Annotated in this window: 16 protein-coding genes and 1 tRNA gene; 9 read left to right on the forward strand and 8 right to left on the reverse strand. The window is 64.8% G+C overall.

The genetic code is table 11. The features are described from left to right. Positions 1–14: 14 nt before the first annotated feature. From G6N32_RS18285 to G6N32_RS18300, 4 genes are all read right to left on the reverse strand, one after another. Positions 15–2,342 (reverse strand): glycerol-3-phosphate 1-O-acyltransferase, encoded by a 2,328-nt coding sequence (locus G6N32_RS18285; protein WP_115320795.1) that lies wholly within the window; start codon positions 2,340–2,342, stop codon positions 15–17. Beyond that, a complete protein-coding gene (locus G6N32_RS18290; RefSeq protein WP_115320796.1) occupies positions 2,339–3,952 on the reverse strand; it encodes an HAD-IB family hydrolase/lysophospholipid acyltransferase family protein in 1,614 nt (537 codons plus the stop codon). Before G6N32_RS18290 ends, G6N32_RS18285 begins: the two co-directional genes overlap by 4 nt. Next, positions 3,952–5,436, reverse strand: coding sequence for a wax ester/triacylglycerol synthase family O-acyltransferase (locus G6N32_RS18295; RefSeq protein WP_115320797.1), 1,485 nt, complete (start codon positions 5,434–5,436; stop codon positions 3,952–3,954). The genes G6N32_RS18290 and G6N32_RS18295 overlap by 1 nt, the downstream gene beginning before the upstream one ends. A gap of 148 nt (positions 5,437–5,584) precedes the next feature. Further along, positions 5,585–5,845 (reverse strand): hypothetical protein, encoded by a 261-nt coding sequence (locus tag G6N32_RS18300; protein WP_410432623.1) that lies wholly within the window; start codon positions 5,843–5,845, stop codon positions 5,585–5,587. A gap of 100 nt (positions 5,846–5,945) precedes the next feature. On the opposite strand from G6N32_RS18300, the gene G6N32_RS18305 reads away from it, so the two are divergent. The 3 genes from G6N32_RS18305 (at position 5,946) to G6N32_RS18315 (ending at position 7,241) form a co-directional block, all read left to right on the forward strand. Continuing rightward, positions 5,946–6,170, forward strand: a complete 225-nt coding sequence (locus G6N32_RS18305; RefSeq protein WP_115320798.1) for a hypothetical protein — start codon at positions 5,946–5,948, stop codon at positions 6,168–6,170. Then, positions 6,167–6,469: a hypothetical protein gene (locus tag G6N32_RS18310; RefSeq protein WP_115320799.1), complete on the forward strand. Its 303-nt coding sequence runs from the start codon at positions 6,167–6,169 to the stop codon at positions 6,467–6,469. Before G6N32_RS18305 ends, G6N32_RS18310 begins: the two co-directional genes overlap by 4 nt. Before the next feature lie 97 nt (positions 6,470–6,566). After that, positions 6,567–7,241, forward strand: a complete 675-nt coding sequence (locus G6N32_RS18315) for an SDR family oxidoreductase (RefSeq protein WP_115320800.1) — start codon at positions 6,567–6,569, stop codon at positions 7,239–7,241. Between the two features lie 2 nt (positions 7,242–7,243). Here the strand turns inward: G6N32_RS18315 and G6N32_RS18320 are convergent, their stop codons facing one another. Further along, the gene (locus G6N32_RS18320; RefSeq protein ID WP_115320801.1) at positions 7,244–8,449 is read right to left on the reverse strand and encodes an alpha/beta hydrolase; all 1,206 of its coding nucleotides are present in this window, start codon (positions 8,447–8,449) and stop codon (positions 7,244–7,246) included. A 422-nt stretch (positions 8,450–8,871) separates the two neighbouring features. On the opposite strand from G6N32_RS18320, the gene G6N32_RS18325 reads away from it, so the two are divergent. From G6N32_RS18325 to G6N32_RS18335, 3 genes are all read left to right on the forward strand, one after another. Further along, positions 8,872–9,054: a hypothetical protein gene (locus tag G6N32_RS18325; RefSeq protein WP_115320802.1), complete on the forward strand. Its 183-nt coding sequence runs from the start codon at positions 8,872–8,874 to the stop codon at positions 9,052–9,054. A gap of 95 nt (positions 9,055–9,149) precedes the next feature. After that, positions 9,150–9,223 (forward strand) — tRNA-Arg (locus tag G6N32_RS18330). 114 nt (positions 9,224–9,337) lie between these two features. Further along, on the forward strand, positions 9,338–10,525 hold the full coding sequence (locus tag G6N32_RS18335) for an IS481 family transposase (protein WP_115320647.1): 1,188 nt from the start codon (positions 9,338–9,340) through the stop codon (positions 10,523–10,525). 598 nt (positions 10,526–11,123) lie between these two features. Here G6N32_RS18335 and G6N32_RS18340 read toward each other — a convergent pair. Continuing rightward, positions 11,124–11,693 (reverse strand): hypothetical protein, encoded by a 570-nt coding sequence (locus G6N32_RS18340; protein ID WP_147292049.1) that lies wholly within the window; start codon positions 11,691–11,693, stop codon positions 11,124–11,126. On the opposite strand from G6N32_RS18340, the gene G6N32_RS18345 reads away from it, so the two are divergent. Continuing rightward, complete coding sequence (locus tag G6N32_RS18345) at positions 11,662–11,997, forward strand: hypothetical protein (RefSeq protein WP_147292050.1); 336 nt, start codon at positions 11,662–11,664, stop codon at positions 11,995–11,997. The genes G6N32_RS18340 and G6N32_RS18345 overlap by 32 nt on opposite strands. Positions 11,998–12,686: 689 nt before the next feature. Then, positions 12,687–13,547: a cyclopropane mycolic acid synthase family methyltransferase gene (locus G6N32_RS18350; protein ID WP_264028873.1), complete on the forward strand. Its 861-nt coding sequence runs from the start codon at positions 12,687–12,689 to the stop codon at positions 13,545–13,547. A 22-nt stretch (positions 13,548–13,569) separates the two neighbouring features. Here the strand turns inward: G6N32_RS18350 and G6N32_RS18355 are convergent, their stop codons facing one another. Continuing rightward, the gene (locus G6N32_RS18355; RefSeq protein ID WP_115320806.1) at positions 13,570–14,058 is read right to left on the reverse strand and encodes a hypothetical protein; all 489 of its coding nucleotides are present in this window, start codon (positions 14,056–14,058) and stop codon (positions 13,570–13,572) included. A gap of 93 nt (positions 14,059–14,151) precedes the next feature. After that, positions 14,152–14,934, reverse strand: a complete 783-nt coding sequence (locus G6N32_RS18360; protein WP_232077160.1) for an energy-coupling factor ABC transporter permease — start codon at positions 14,932–14,934, stop codon at positions 14,152–14,154. Between the two features lie 149 nt (positions 14,935–15,083). On the opposite strand from G6N32_RS18360, the gene G6N32_RS18365 reads away from it, so the two are divergent. Further along, on the forward strand, positions 15,084–15,662 hold the full coding sequence (locus G6N32_RS18365) for a hypothetical protein (RefSeq protein WP_115320808.1): 579 nt from the start codon (positions 15,084–15,086) through the stop codon (positions 15,660–15,662). Positions 15,663–15,666 lie beyond the last annotated feature (4 nt).

The raw sequence follows: 15,666 nt of genomic DNA on the forward strand, positions 1-15,666 counted from the left end.
GTTTCAGCGTATGGCTACTCGCGCAGCCTGAGCTCACGGGCATAGAACTGGGCGCTGGACATCTCGTGGATGCGGTCCATGTCGGTCAGGATGCTGCGGAGTTCGTGCAGGAAGGCATGTCGCCGTTCCCGCAGATCCGGGCCGGCCTGCAGCAGGTTCTGGTCCGCGGCGACTTGCCGCGCCGTCGTGAACAACAACGCCGACACCGACTCGTTGCTACGGATCCGTCCCTGAGCGGCGTACTGGGCGCCCACGCCCAGGGCCATCTTGGTGAGTTCCTTCTCCTCGACGTCGGCCGGTGCATCACACAGTACGTCGGCGACGATCGTGTAGGCCTCGATGAACGGTCGCAACATGGCGTGCGCCATCAAGGGCTTCTTGTCGCGCAGCAGGCTGTCCACCGCGTCACCGCCCGCAGCGACCTGAATCTCCCAATCGCGTTGCCACGACATCTCTTCGGCGAGGTGCTCGCGGAAGGCTGCGGAATCGGCGAAGTAGAAGTCGAACTTCAGCAAGTCACGCAGCCGCATCGCCTGATCCCAGAACACCTCCACCCGATCGCCGTCGGGCGCCCGACCGGCGTGGGCCAGCGCGAGTTCGGCGATCGAAGTCTCCAGGAACGCGTGGATCAGGGTGTTCCGGTAGAAGGCCGCCTCATGCTCGTGCTCCGGCGCGATCCGCCAGACCGGCTCGTGACCGCCGTCGACCCGGGTCACCGGATGACCGTTGGACAACGCGTCGACCGCGGCCCGCACGCCGTCCGGTGTACGCAGCCGAAGGGCACTGTTGGTCACCGGATTCTGTTTGCGCTCAAGGTAATCCAGCGAGTCCTGCAGGGTGTGATGCAGCTGGTTGAGAGTCAGCGCCCGGCCGCGGGTGGTGAGCAGCAGCGCCGACACCAAGCCGCTGGCGTTGATCGGTGTCACCCGCAGAATCCGCCAGGCCACCTCGAAGGCCATCTTCTGCATGGCCAGCCGTTTGGCGGCCTCGTCCGAGGCGATCGGGCCGCCCGGTTCGCCGAGGTATTGGCGCATCGACACCGCCTCGGGGAACCGGACGTAGATCTTGCCGTAGTTGCGTTCGCCTTGAGCCTTGATGAACTTGTACAGCCATTCGGCGCTCTCCGGCGTCTTCTCGCCGCCACGGGCGTAGGCCGCGTATTCGGTGGTCTCGTGCAGCTGGTCGAAGCTGATCGACACCGGTTGCAGCAGGATGTCCTCGCTGCGGCCGTCGAGATACGCGTCGGCGACGTAAGCCAGCAGTCCGAGCTTGGGCGGCAACATCTTTCCGGTGCGCGACCGGGTGCCCTCGATCGACCAGCTGAGGTTGAATCGCTTCTCGACGATGTAACCGACGAACTGCCGCAGCACGTACTTGTACACCGGGTCGTCGAGCTTACGGCGCAGGAAGATCACGCCGGAGCGGCGCATCAGCGGACCCATGAATCCGAACGAGAGGTTGATCCCGGCGAACGTGTGCGCGGGAGGAAGCCGGTTCTCCTGCATCGCCACCGGGACGATGACGCCGTCGAGGTAGGACCGGTGCGACCACAGCAAGACGGCCGGATGGTCTTCCAGGCCGCGCCGCATCGACTCGATTTCCATGCTGTCGTAGTCGATTCGGGGATCGAAGCCCCGGCTGAAGATCGCCCGCCCGAGGTTGGGGATCAGGTCGACCGAGAACCTGCTCCAGCCCGTGGCGAGCTCGTTGAGCATCTCCTCGGCCTTGGCGGGCTCGGCATCGGGGATCTTCTGCAGGCCCTCCATGAATCGCGTCGAGGACATCAGTTCGTCGGTGATCAGTTGCGGCGACTTGTATTCCGGACCCAGCAGCCGCAGTTCCATCCGCTCGATCGCCAGCCGGGCGCGGCGCAGCACAAAGCGCGCGAAGTCACGGGGGCTGTCGCCGACGGTGTTTTCGTTCCACTGCTGGCGCAGTTCGGAGACCTTCGCCGGTTCACCGGCGACGATGCGCGCTCGGGACGGATCGCGGCGAAGGATTCTGCGCTGCAGCACTTCTGGCGGCCGGTAGGTGTCCCGCCCAGAGATCAGGCCGACGATCTTGACCCGGGTCGGTAGTCCACCGGGCACCCAGAACACCCGCACCGGGACGACCAGCCGGTCCTCCCCAACCCCCAGTTCCTCGACGAGCTGGGCCACCACACCGGGCGGCGGATCGCCGGCAGGCAGGCGCAGCACCTCGACCTTGGTGTCCGGGTGTGCGCGCCGCTGCGCGTGCAGCCAGTCGTTGAGCAGCTCGAACTCCGCCTTCGACGACACCGATGCCAGCACCAGCGCGTCATCGGTGGTGCTGAAGTCGGCCAGGTGGTCGGTGTGGGTCATCGGCGGCCCTTGGCGTTCGGCGACTGCGACTTGGTGGCGGCCTTCTTGGCCGGTGTCTTCTTCGCTGCAGCCTTCTTGGCGGGCGCTTTCTTGGTGGCCTTGGTGGCGGCGGTGGCGGCCTTCTTGGCCGGCGCCTTCTTGTAGATGTCGTGCACCGGCACCTCGCCGGTCGGCCAGTTCTTCAGCGTGTCCAGATACAGCTGACGAACCCCTTCGATCCGCTCCGACAGGTCGTCCAACGTCCAGTCCGCCACCGAAAGAGGCGGATAGACAACGATATCCACCTCGCCAGGATTCATGGTCGAGGAGTCGCGGGATGCGATCACCTCGGCGTTGCGGATCACGATCGGCACCACCGGAACGCCCGCGGCCATGGCGAGCCGGAACGGACCCTTCTTGAACGGGCCGACCGTGCGGGTGTCCAGCCGGGTGCCTTCGGGCGCGATCATGATCGACAAGCCTTTGGCCACCAGATTCTCGACCTCGTGCATGGTTTCCAGCGCGGCCTTCGGGTCGTCCCGGTCGATGAAGACGGTGTCGACCAGCTTGCCCAGCGTTCCGACGACGGGATCGTCCTTCAGTTCCTTCTTGCCGACTCCGGTCCAGTTGTCCCGCAACAGCGACGCCGCGATGACGGGGTCGGCGTTGTTGCGGTGGTTGAAGATGAACACCGCGGGCCGCTGCTTCCGGAGGTTCTCTTCACCAAGGACGTTGAGCTTCACACCGTTGACGGCCAGCAGGAGGTTTGGGAACGCGGTGGTGAAGAAGTTCAGGCCACGCCGTCTGCTGCGGGTCAGCGTCCCCCACCAGATCGCGCCGGTCGCGGCGGGCACCAGCGCACCGACGCCGAGCAGCGTGCGCACCTGGCCCATCAGGCCACCGCTGCCCCGGCTGGAAAACCGCAGGATCGGCCAGCCGCGCCGGCGGGCCACCGCGGCCATCTTGCCTTCGGGGTTGGTGGGCCGCGGGTTGCCGACCAGATACATCAGCGCGACGTCCTCGTCGCCGTCGGCGTAGAAGTAGGACTGTTTGAGGTCAATGTCGTTGTCGGCGGCGAACTTCTGGACGGCGTTGGCCTTGCCGGGGCCCCACAGGATGGGCCGCACCACCTCGCCGGTCAACACGTCGTTCTCGTCGACCTCGAATCGGTTGGTCAGCGTGCTCTCGATGCCGAGGAAGCGGGCCACCGGCTCGACCTGAAGGGTCAGCGCCGAGGAACTGAGCACGACGGTGTGGCCGCGCTCCATGTGCGCGTGCACCAGTTCGCGCATCTCCGGATAGATCCGCTTTTCGATCTGCTGCACGAACATCCGGTCGCCGATCTCGTGCAGATCGCTCAGTGCGCGTCCGCGAAGGGCTTGCGACGCTTTGGTGATCAGCTCTTCGAATTCCAGCCGGCCGAGCTGATGGTTCAGGCCCGCGGCGATCATCGTGATGAGCTCCCCGATGCCCATGTCACGGCTGCGGAACCGCTCTCGAGTCAGGATGACGGCGGTGAACCCGGCCACCAGCGTGCCGTCCAGATCGAAGAAGGCCCCGATCTGCGGTCCCTCGGGGCTTGCCATCACCTCGGCGACCGAGCCGGGCAGGCGCATCTCCGTATCGCTCATCAGTAAGCCACCGATCCGTTCGGGCTAGGTTGGGCGGGGTCGTCGACGGCATCGGGGAACGACGCGGGCACGACCCGCGGCGGCGGGTCGCCGGCCAGCGACAGCACCTCGTCGAAACCGTCGCGCAGACATTGCGCGAACAAGTCCTCGTCGGTGATCGAGGCGCGGTCGTAGCGCGCGGTGACCGTCGCGAAGCCGCCGCGAGAGACCAGCACCACCATCATGGCCACCCCGGGCAACGGCCCAATCCCGTACTGCCGCAGCACTTTCGCTCCGGCGATATAGGTGTCGCCGGCGTAGACCGGCACATTGCTGGCCTGGACGTCGGAGGCGATGACCGCACCGCTCATCGCCTCGAGGACCGCGTCGGGCAGCAGCCCGACGACCGGCGCGATAGCGCCCATCAGATCGATGGCCGCCTCCTCCCGCCGAGAGGTCATCTGTTTGCGGATCTTCTGGATCCGCACCGCAGGATCCACCACGGCGATCGGTGCGGCAAGGTTGACCCCGGCGAACCGGTTGCCGCCGGCCGGGTCCGCCTCGGCCCGCAGGCTCACCGGCACCGCCATCGGCAGGCTGTTCACCGGCACGCCGAGCGCTTCGTGGTAGCGCCGCAGCGCCCCGCACAACCCGGCGAGGTAGGCGTCGTTGATCGAGCCGCCCGCGGCGTGCGCGGCCGCGCGCAGATCGGACAGCCGCATTTCGATCGCCTCACTGCGCGACGACAGACTGCGCCTGCGCAGCAGCGGCGACGGGTCGGCAGCGCGGGCCACCACCCGACGGCCCGAGCGGGCGTAGTCGACGACGTCCCACACGGCGGTGCCGGGATTGCGCACCACACGGCCAACCACGCCCAGGCCGCCGGCGACAGCGCCGAGCAGCCCGCCGACGATGGCGCCGGGCAGTTGGTTGATCCCTTCGCGCATCAGGTCATTGGGCGTGAGGTCCTGCGGCACCGGCAGTGGCGGAGCTGGCCGCGGTGCCGGCTCGCGTTCGAGGTCGTAGATCTCGGCGAACATCGCGGTGGCGCCGACGCCGTCGGTGACGGCGTGACTGAGGTGCAACAGGGTGGCGGCCTTGCCGCCTTCGAGTCCTTCGACGAGGGTGGCCGTCCACAGCGGCCGCGAGATGTCCAGCGGCGACTGCAGGCTCACCTCAGCGAGGTCGAGCACCTCACGCAGAGTGCCGGGCTCAGGGACGCGGACCCGGCGGACGTGGAAGTCGAGGTTGAAGTCGGGGTCGACCACCCAGCGCGGTGCGGCCGTCGGCAATGTCGGTACGACGACCCGCTGGCGTAGCCGGAGCACTTTGCGCGATGCGTTCTCGAACGCGTTCCTGAACCGAGTCCAGTCCGGCGTGCTGTCCAGGATTTCCAGCGCCATGATGCCCGACCGGGTCCGCGGATTGGCCTCGCCACGATGCAGCAGCATGTCAAGGGGGCCGAGTTCGTCCGGCAGACCGTTGACGTCGACGGTCCCGCTCATCGATCCCACCTCATCGACACCAACATCCTCCCGTTCCGCGGACGCGCACGGCGCCCATGGCTTGCCTCGCTTCGCTCGCCTGCGCGCCCTCAACCACGCTAGTCGGCGCACGGGGGTGGCGGGTCTCGATTGCGAGTCGGTTACCGCCTCACGCCAGGCAGAGCGGCGGCAGCAGAAGCAGCACCGGCCACAGCAGCGCGGCCAATCCGTAGGCACCGACCTCGGCTCCGGCGGGCAGCACTCGCCCAAGCTGGACCTCGAGCTGCTGCACCGCATCGGCGTGGAAGAAACCCCAAACGAGTCCGATCACCAGATAGGGAATGGCAAGCCACATCGCGACTTCGATCACCGCCGCGACGGTGACCTCGTAGCTGAGCAGTCGGCGCAATCTGGTCATCAACTGGTCCACGGCCCCTCCCCCCCAAATCTGAGAACACAGTTTCTCACAAATGGTTCTCCCCGGAGGCCGTACTCATTAGCATTGGGCTCACCCGGGGTGGGAGGACATCATGCTGACGAAAATTCGGTCGGTGCTGAACTACAAACTGACGATCGCCGAACTGCTCGGGATAGCACTGTTGATCGGGATCCCTTATCTCGCTGTGGGTCTGGTGTGGTCCTCAACCCACACCGACCATCTGCACTCGATGCACGGCGCCGACCTCGTGGTGTCGTTCCTGGGGTCCATCGTGTCGTGGCCGGTGCTGCTGGTCGCCAATGTCTGCATGACGTGACCGTTCGGCAGATCGTGGCAGCCGTCGTCGCAGTGGCGCTGCTGACACTTGGCCTGCTCGCGCTGCGGTGGCCGGTGTATCTCCCGGATTTCGATCCATGGGGCGTACAAATCAAGTGCGGCAGCGGTTTTAGCGCCGACCTGGTTCAGGCGACGTTCGCAGGCAAAGCCGACCAATGCCAGCACGCGCTGGCGATGCGGCGGGGGTGGGCAATCCCGGTGGCGGCATTGGCCTGGACGATCGTGATCGTGTTGGTGGCGCCACTGCTGCGGCCACAGGAGACCACCGCGGCGCGCTAACGACCCGCCGTCCGTAGCCTCAGCGTTATCTTATTTTTACCTTATTTTTCTTAGAGTCGGTGTACGGTGAGTGGTGCCGCAACGGAAGGAACCCGCAATGCAGCCACTCGCCCGCGTCGTGCTGATCACTGGTGCATCCCGAGGAATCGGAGCCGAAGTCGCACGTCAGCTCACCGCACCCGACACCCACGCGATCGTGCATTACCGAGAGAACGCCGAGCGGGCCAACGCAGTCGTCGACGCCATCCGGAGTTCGGGTGGCAGCGCCACGGCGTTGGCTGCCGACATCACCGACGCCGTCGAGGTCGAAGCGATGATGCAGTACGTCACCGTCCACTTCGGCAGGCTCGATGCCTTGATCCTCAACGCCTCCGGCGGTCTGGACAGCGGCGCGGACCCGGGATACGCGATGCGGCTGAACCGCGACGCTCAGCGCCGCCTTGCACTGCTGGCCATGCCGCTGATGCCGGCCGGCTCGCGGATCGTGTTCGTCACCAGCCACCAGGCCCACTTCTATCCGCACAAGGCGGTGGCGAAGGGATATGGGCGAGTGGCCGCCAGCAAGCGGGCCGGCGAAACCGCGCTCTACGCAATGCGTTCCGAGCTGGACCATGCCGGCATCCACCTCACGGTGGTCTCCGGCGACGGGACCATGGGAGCGCTGCCGACGGTCGAAGGGTTCGCGACCAAGATCGTCAACGCCGCGGTCACCCCGAGCCTGTCGACGATCGTCTACGCCGGCGCCGCGGACTACCTGATGACGGTCGCCTGATCTCAGCTCGCTGAGCCGACCGCGACTCTCTGCGTACCGTTGCGTGCCGCGACGTGGCGGCCATAAACGATGCCCATGAAGCTCGCGACGGCTTCTGCCGCCAGTTGGCAGCGCAGGGTCGCAATCGTGTCGAAGGCGTGGTGCGCCTTGGGCAGCTCGGCATAGGCCACCGTCGCGGGTCCTGAATAGCGAAGTGCCGCAACGAAATCGCGGGCCTGCGCACTCGGGATGACGGCGTCGCTCTCCCCGTGCAGTACGAAGAACGGCGGGGCGTCACGATGGATGCGGTGCAGCGGTGACGCGTCACGGTAGATCTGGGGATTGTCTTCCAGCCTGCGCTGGACGACGACATGCTCGAGCAGCGGCATCATCAGCGGATGCATCTTGTCGGTGGTGGTCAGGTCGTATACGCCGTAGTAGGGCGCGACGGCCTGCACGCTGGTGTCCGCGTTCTCGAAGCCGGGCTGCAGGGTCTCATCCCCCGCGCTCAGCGCCGCCAGTGAGCTCAGGTGACCGCCGGCCGATCCCCCGGTGATCGCAACGAAGTCCGGGTCTCCGCCGTATTCGGCGATGTTGGCCTTCACCCAGGCGATGGCCCGCTTGACGTCGATGATGTGCGACGGGAAGGCGTTGCGCGGGCTGCGGCTGTAGTTGATGGTGACGCAGATCCAGCCGAGCTCGGACATCCTGGCCATCAGCGGATAGGCCTGGCCGCGTTTGTCGTTCACCGACCATGCACCGCCGGGGACCTGAATGAGAACCGGCGCGCTATACCCCTCGGGCAGATCGGGGCGGCGCCAGATGTCGAGGGTGTTGTTGCGGCCTCGGGGGCCGTAGGAGATGTTCCGGGTGGTGGCCGCGTACCGGCGCCGATGATGCATGGCGTCGAGGACGGCCGCGACGTTGGGCCGGTGCCCCGGCTCTTCGTCGAGCGGATGCCGCACCTGGGAGGTGTAGTCCTTGCCGAAGGTCTCCTCGAGCGCCGCGTCGAGCACCTTGTCGGCCTTCTGGACGGCCAGGGCGCAGGCGACCCGTTGCAGCGGTGAAACGGTCGCGAGTGCGTGACCCGTGAGGACCTGTGGCGCGAACTCGGCGTTGAGCCACCCCAGCACCCATCCGGCGGCGGCCGGTGAGCCGCGCAGCAACAGCGACCCGGTATTGAACGCCTGCGTGCAACGCGCGGCGACCTGCTCGATTGGACTGCTCATGAGCTGCCAGACCCCCTTGTCCTTAGCCCGCCTAACGCGTTTGCCAACCGCGGATGCGGAGGGGTCTGCGTGTGCCAGTCGTCACACCATAACCCAACTTCGGCCGAACCTGAGGAATTCTCAGGAACTGAGGTCTTTAGACCCTTGGTCCCCCGCGAAACCGGGCCGGCAAAGTGAACGGACGGTGACCCGGCGTTGGCTGCGAACTTGCCTGACAGGAAACGTCGAGCAATTCACAGGACGATTTGTGAATGCTTCTCGAGGACCCCGCCCCCAGCTTCGCCGGTGGACTGACCGCCCGCGTCGAGTCCGCGTTCTCTGCGAGTTCACCCGTGCCGCTGCGACGGCCGTTTCCACGTCCCGCGCCGACGCGGCCGTTTCATCCCAACGATGCAGCTCAAGCTAGGCGCTTTGGCCAGCTGATGCAGGATGAAATCGACGAGCTCGAGGAGTTGATCGCGGTCGCACAGCACCGCTGGACCAGTCGCTGCGATGCCGGCTGGGGCGCCGCCCGGACCCCCGAGCCGGTGCTGCGCCTGCGGGAGAAACTCAAGGAGGTGCGCCGGTTACAGGAGGCGCTGCTGGCTCGATTCGGCACCGACTGAGGGTTCGGAGGATCTTTGCTCAGCCAGATTTCAATTCACACAGGGCTACACGCGCCCCTTCCGGCAAATCTGCCCCGCTAGACTGTCGACGCGCTGCCTCCGTAGCTCAGTCGGATAGAGCAAGGGCCTTCTAATCCCTAGGTCGCAGGTTCGATTCCTGCCGGGGGCGCTTAAGGGCTTGTGTGACCTCGGTTGATTGTTGACGTTTTGTCTTCGGGTGATGGGCGACAGTGTTTCGGCTGATGCTTTACACCTACTTCGGTTGATCCTTGACACTCCCTAGATGAGGGAGTTGAGCGTGGCTGAGCAGCGGTATCAGGCTGTGTTGGCGGTGATCAGCGATGGGTTGTCGATTTCGCAGGTGGCATCGAAGGTTGGGGTGTCGCGCCAGACGTTGCATGCGTGGTTGGCCCGCTATGAGGCGCAGGGCTTGGAAGGGTTGATCGACCGGTCGCATCGGCCGGTGTCGTGTCCGCATCAGATGCCGGCGCAGGTGGAGGCGGTGGTGTTGGAGCTGCGCCGCTCGCGACCGTATTGGGGACCTCGTCGGTTGGTGTTCGAACTGTCCAAGCGTGGTGTGGTTCCGCTGCCCTCGGAGTCGGCGGTCTACCGCGCTTTGGTCCGGGCGCAGATGATCGATCCGCACCTGCGGGATCGGCGCTCGCGTAAGTGGAAACGGTGGGAACGCGGTGCGCCTATGGAGCTATGGCAGATGGATGTCGTGGGCGGTTTCCCGCTGGCCGATGGCACCAGCGCTAAGGCGTTGACCGGGATCGATGATCATTCCCGGATGTGCGTGTGCGCGCAGTTGATGGTGCGTGAACGCACTCGGGCGGTCTGTGACGGGTTACGCGCCGCGCTGGCCACTTATGGTGCTCCCGAGCAGATCCTGACCGATAACGGCAAGGTGTTCACCGGCCGGTTCAACCATCCGCCGGTGGAGGTGCTTTTCGATGCGATCTGCCGCGAGCACGGCATCGAGCACCTGCTGACCCAGCCGCGGTCTCCGACCACGACCGGCAAGATTGAGCGGTTCCACCGGAGTCTGCGTGTTGAATTCCTCAGCAACGCAGCACCATTCACTAATCTGAAGACGGCCCAAAGAGCCCTCGATGAGTGGGTCGATGACTACAACACCACCCGGCCGCATCAGTCGTTGAAGATGGCCACCCCTGCTGAGCGCTTCACCGCCGGCACCACCACGACCCGCTCGACCACACCACGACAGCACAGCCCCGATCGCAGCAGCAGCGACTGGATCAGCCGAACGGTGACCACCAACGGGGTGGTCTGTGTGTCGTGGCAACAGGTCAGTATCGGCCGCCACTACGCCGGAGCTCGCTGCGATGTCCACGTCGATGGCGAGCTGCTGCGGTTCTTCATCGGCGACGATCTGGTCAAAACCGCCGCCCGCCGCAGCACCGGCGAGGTACGAAACAAGAAGGCCTGCCGCTCCAGCGGCCAGACCTAAAACACAACAAGAGTGTCAAGGATCAACCGAACTAGATCCGTCAAGAATCAACCGACTATGAACAGGGGCGCTTAAGGGCTTCGCAGCAGACTCGGACACATCGCTGTTTCTGGTCGTACTTGTGACTATGGCTGAGATCCGCTCGCTCGCCGAGACGAAAGCTCACCTGTCCGAACTGATGTCTCGGGTCGGCGAACAACATGCACGGGTCACGGTCACGGTCCATTGGCGGTACCGGCTCGTGGGCGCTATTCAGGAGCCCGCGCACCCGGCGGATGCAGCGGCCGGATTTCGGGAGCTTTGGTCCACTGCATGGGGCCACTACATGTACATCGATGACCTCAGCGTTAGAGATGGCTCGCGGCAATGGAATTCTCGGGATGGTGGAACGACCGGTTGTGGAGCCGGGCGGCACGGCCAAGCACCGCTGCTATTGCAGAGGCGACGCCATCAATTGAGGGCGGTGAACTTGCGGTCATGCGTGGGGCCGGTTTCGACGGAAGCATGTACGGACGCGAATTCACTCAGGTCGATCCAGGAGCGATCATCGGCCAGGCACCGCCAGGTGGTCGAGGACGGCAATGACGCTGGAATGCCGTTATTTGCCGCGCAGACTTCGCACCTGCGCTGGATCGAGCTTCAAGTAGTTTCTGATGTGAGCGTCCCTGTTCCTCTCCGAGCTTTTGTCGGACAGGGTGAACAGTGTGGGTACCGGCGGGGCGTTCTTACCGTTGATGATCGACACCACCGTGTAGCGGACGAAGACTTTTCCGTCGATCGAGTACACCGGCGTACCGTCTCGAGCAGTGAACTTCACGCCTTTCTGCATGATTTCGGCGATCCGCTGCTGATTTGCGTCAGCCCGCTGTCGCCTTTCCGCCTCACGCGCCTGCACTTCTCGATACCACAGCGAGTGTTCTTTGGGCACAGTGACTTTCGGACTTGGGATCAAGTCCAATAAGCTCTTCTGCTTCGGACTCAAATCGTCCAACTTTTGCAACGGGTTCAGCGTCGTTTTCCGGTTGAGAAGTTCTTTGATCGTGCCGGTGACGAATCTCCCGAGCGCACCCAGAGGGTCGGCCCTGCTCGCCGAAACAACCACAGGCGTGACTGCGTTCTGCGACGCGGTGAACGGCTTGCTGTTCGGACTGGCGGCGCGCGAAGTCACCCGCGAATTCCTGTTGGTTGCGTTGGCCAGCCGGTCTGCGACCGAGGAGCTTCCGGCTGCCATAACGCGATTCGAGCGGGACGCGACCGGCGATGGCCGATCCGCGCCGTCGGCCACCGTCCGGTTCGCCTTCCGGGGTGTCGTCGACCGAGCGCCGGCATCGGCGCGTTGGGACGAACCGGAGGCAGGCCCGGCTGAGGACGACCCGGCGCCGCTGTCTGCGCTCGCTGTTCCGACCTCCGACCCGACCAGGGACCAGCCGACCAACGCCGCACCCATGCCGGCGGACGCGACACCGAGCTGAAGCCACCGACGCACGGACAGGTCCGCGGCACGACGCCTACCGAGGTAGCCATCCCCGGTTGCCGTCGGCATATTTGATCCCTCGTGTTGCGTTGCGCTAGTTGATGATTGGGCGAATAGCGGCCTCGTACGGCGACCGGTTCTGGACGTTCACGTGGTAGCCGACATCGGCAACAATACCCTGCTCAGCCGTGCCGAGGGCGTGTTTGTCGTTACCTACCTAGTTTGCCGCTTGGCGCGCGCCCTCGAACGCAGCAAAGAATCTTTTCATCTCGACCCGAGATGCTGCGGCGACTTCAGATCAGAAGGCCAGTCGGTTTCCGCGGTCGCGGTATTGATTGCCGCTGATGTGATGTCTTGGTATTCCGCGACAGCGCAGTCATGCACCTGCTCGTCGACCCTAGGGATCTGCCCGGCTCCACTGCGGTGTCGGATCGTCCCAGCCGCGGCTGTCAGGGAACGGACCCTATCGAGCGGCGCGGCGGCTGCGGTTTGCTCGGCGCATTCGTGGACGTCAACCACCTCGGCCGCACCGTGAGCCGAGCAACCGCCTACCGGATTCTGGCTAAGTCGGCAGCCTAGCTACGGTCAACACGAACGCCCGCCCGCCCTATGACGCAGCGTGCGGGAAGGCTTTCATCTACGCTGGATGGCAAACGTGCCAGCAAACACTGCCAGGGGGGTGTCGCCGTGACTGCGCTTGAAACCGAGTTCGACCTGATGCAGTCGATCTACGACATCTCCGACGAGTTCTACGCCCTCTTCCTCGGCCCCACCATGGGCTACACCTGCGGGTACTACGAGCGCGACGGCATGACGACCGACGAGGCGCAGATCGCGAAGTTCGACCTCGCGCTGTCCAAGCTGCGACTGGAGCCCGGCATGACCCTGCTCGACGTGGGCTGCGGTTGGGGGGCCGGCATGCAACGGGCCATCGAACGCTACGACGTCAACGTCATCGGTCTCACGCTGAGCAAGACACAGCGTGACGCCGCGGAGGCCAGGCTCGCCCGCATCCCGACCCGACGCGATTTCGACGTACGACTGCAAGGGTGGGAAGACTTCGACGAGAAGGTCGACCGCATCATCTCCATCGGATCCATGGAGCACTACGGCCACCGGAAATACGACGCCTTTTTCGAGAAGACCCACGACGCGCTGCCCGCCGACGGTGTCATGTTGCTGCACACCATCTGCGGCTTCCACCCGTACGAGATGCACCGTCGAGGCCTGCCGCTCACCTTCGAGATGTGCCGGTTCATCAAGTTCATCGTCACCGAGATCTTCCCCGGTGGCCAGTTGCCGTCGGCCGCGCTGATCGAAGAACACGTGGCCAAGACCGGCTTCGCCCTGACCCGCACCCATTCCCTGCAGCCGCACTATGTCCTGACGCTGGAAGCGTGGGCGGCCAACTTGGCGGCCAACCGCGACAGGGCCATCGAGGTGCAGTCGCAGGAGGTGTACGACCGATTCATGAAATACCTCACCGGCTGCGCCGACCTGTTCCGCAACGGATCGATCGACATCAACCAGTTCACTCTCGAAAAGTGACTCTGAGGCAACCGCAGCTGGTTCAGCTGTCAACCTCCCGGTAGGCGGCGCGCATCTCCGGCTGCGAGTGCTCAAGAGGCTTCACCACGACCGACAGCCATCCGATGGTCAGCAGCACCGCAGCCATGTCGGCAACCACCAACCATGCCATCGGCGCATCGGGTCTTCCCGTGCGCAACCACCACAGGGCCCCAATGCCGATGACCGCGGACAGGCCACAGACATACGCCGCGGCGCAGCATTCCCGGAATCGGCGCACTATCAGGGCGAAAGCTGATAGTGCTGCCGCGGCGACGAGCGCCAACGCAGCGATCACCGGCACCCGGTTGGACCCGGGTCCCGATACCGCGCCGACCACGTCGATACTCCAGGCCGCGGCAGAGACGAAGACGAGAATCACCAGGACGACGTAGCCGGCCCAGCGAGCCCCACCGATCCACACCTCGTCCAACACCCGGCGTTCCAGTGCTGCAAGCTCGTGTCGGATCGACTCTTGCTGAATGTCTTTCACTCGATTCCCATCCACCGCGCGAACCACCGGCACTGCAAACCCCATAGTCGGAAGTGAGGGGCCGGTGGTTCCCGCGATGTCTCCGGCGCGAATCTAGGCCGGGTTGAACAACCGCCGTTCGACGAGCGGGGTGTCTCGGATTTGACGCAGACCTTTGGCTGCCGCCAGCACACCGAGATCGGCAAGCGGTTCGATGATGACGACCGTCATATAGGCCGCACCGAACGTCACGATGTCGCTGATGGTCTGACCCGCGAAACCCTCGCCGTACAGCGCCCAGAACGCCACCCAAGAGACAATGCCTGCCTGATACGTGGTTGAAAGCGCCAGTGCCTGACGGTATTTCAGGTCCACGTAGGGAGTTTCCCGCGCGATCACCCGGTGGGAAACGAACTGGAGCGCGAAGAGCGGCACGAGCAGCGTGGTGACGTTCATTCCGTATTGCGGCAGATCGAACGGTGCGAAGAACATCCCCTGCAACAAAAGTCCACCCGCCAAGCCCAAGGCCGCGGGTGCGGCGCCGAAGACGAGGAACAGCGTCGACCCCAAGATGAGGTGCACCTCGGAGATCCCGACCGGATAGTGCGGGAAGACCTGAAAAAAGACGAACACCAGAGCCGTCGTGGCCAGGGTCCGGGACAGCAACGATCCCAGTCCCCGATCCTTGACCGCATTCGAGGCGAGGTACAGCGCGTACGCACCCGCTCCCCCGGCAGTGACGTAACTCAAGACGAGTTTGGGGCCTTCGACAATTCCTGGTTCGATGTGCACGCCGGACCCGACCTCTCTCCTAAAGCGTTGGCTCGCAATAGAGTTAAACACGAATTCCCAAAATGGTCTTCTGTCGGCGCTTGGTTCCCGCAGGATCAAAATCACGGGAACCAGGCATTCACCGCATGCGACTAATGAGCGACTCTCGTGCGTCCACTCGACACACCTCGACCCGCACGCAATTTTGCTGATGTAGATCGCCCCATCCTCGTAGACTGCACATCGAGGCGGGTTCGGCACATCGGGGGGTTGCTGTGGTGGGTTACTCGGCGTGGCTGGGCGTGGGAGCGCTGACGATCGGTATCGGCGCGGCCGCACTGGCGGGTTCTGGTGCAGCCAACGCCGACGCAGGCACGGGCTCATCAGCGCGGCACAATGTCTCGGCGAGTCATTCAACCCGCCCCGCCGCCCACAATTCGCCGCGGCCGAAGACGTCAGCGACGCTGTTGGCCGCAAGCGCCGTGACAGGCGTCGCCGACCCCAAGCCCAAGCCGGTGACAGCAGCGGTCAATCGACACACCACGACCAGCAGCGCCCCGCCTACCACTCACACAACTGCGGTCCCGAACATCACTGACCTGCTCGGACGCATCGTCATGCTGGGCAGCGACATCCAGCACTTCAATGTCGTTCGGGCGGTCCACAACGCCGAGCACGCCGTCACAGGTGCCATCCGAAGCGGGTTCAACACCGTTGCAGGCGCCATCGAGACGGTGGCCGGCGGCATCGGCAGCGCCGTCATCGCGGTCGTGTTCATCGTGGCGCTTCCCGTCGAAATCCCCTTGGCGTTCTACCTTTTCGTGCGGCTCGTCAACTCGCCCCTGTGGTTCTAGGGGT

The organism is Mycolicibacterium aichiense (assembly GCF_010726245.1).
Taxonomy (GTDB): domain Bacteria; phylum Actinomycetota; class Actinomycetes; order Mycobacteriales; family Mycobacteriaceae; genus Mycobacterium; species Mycobacterium aichiense.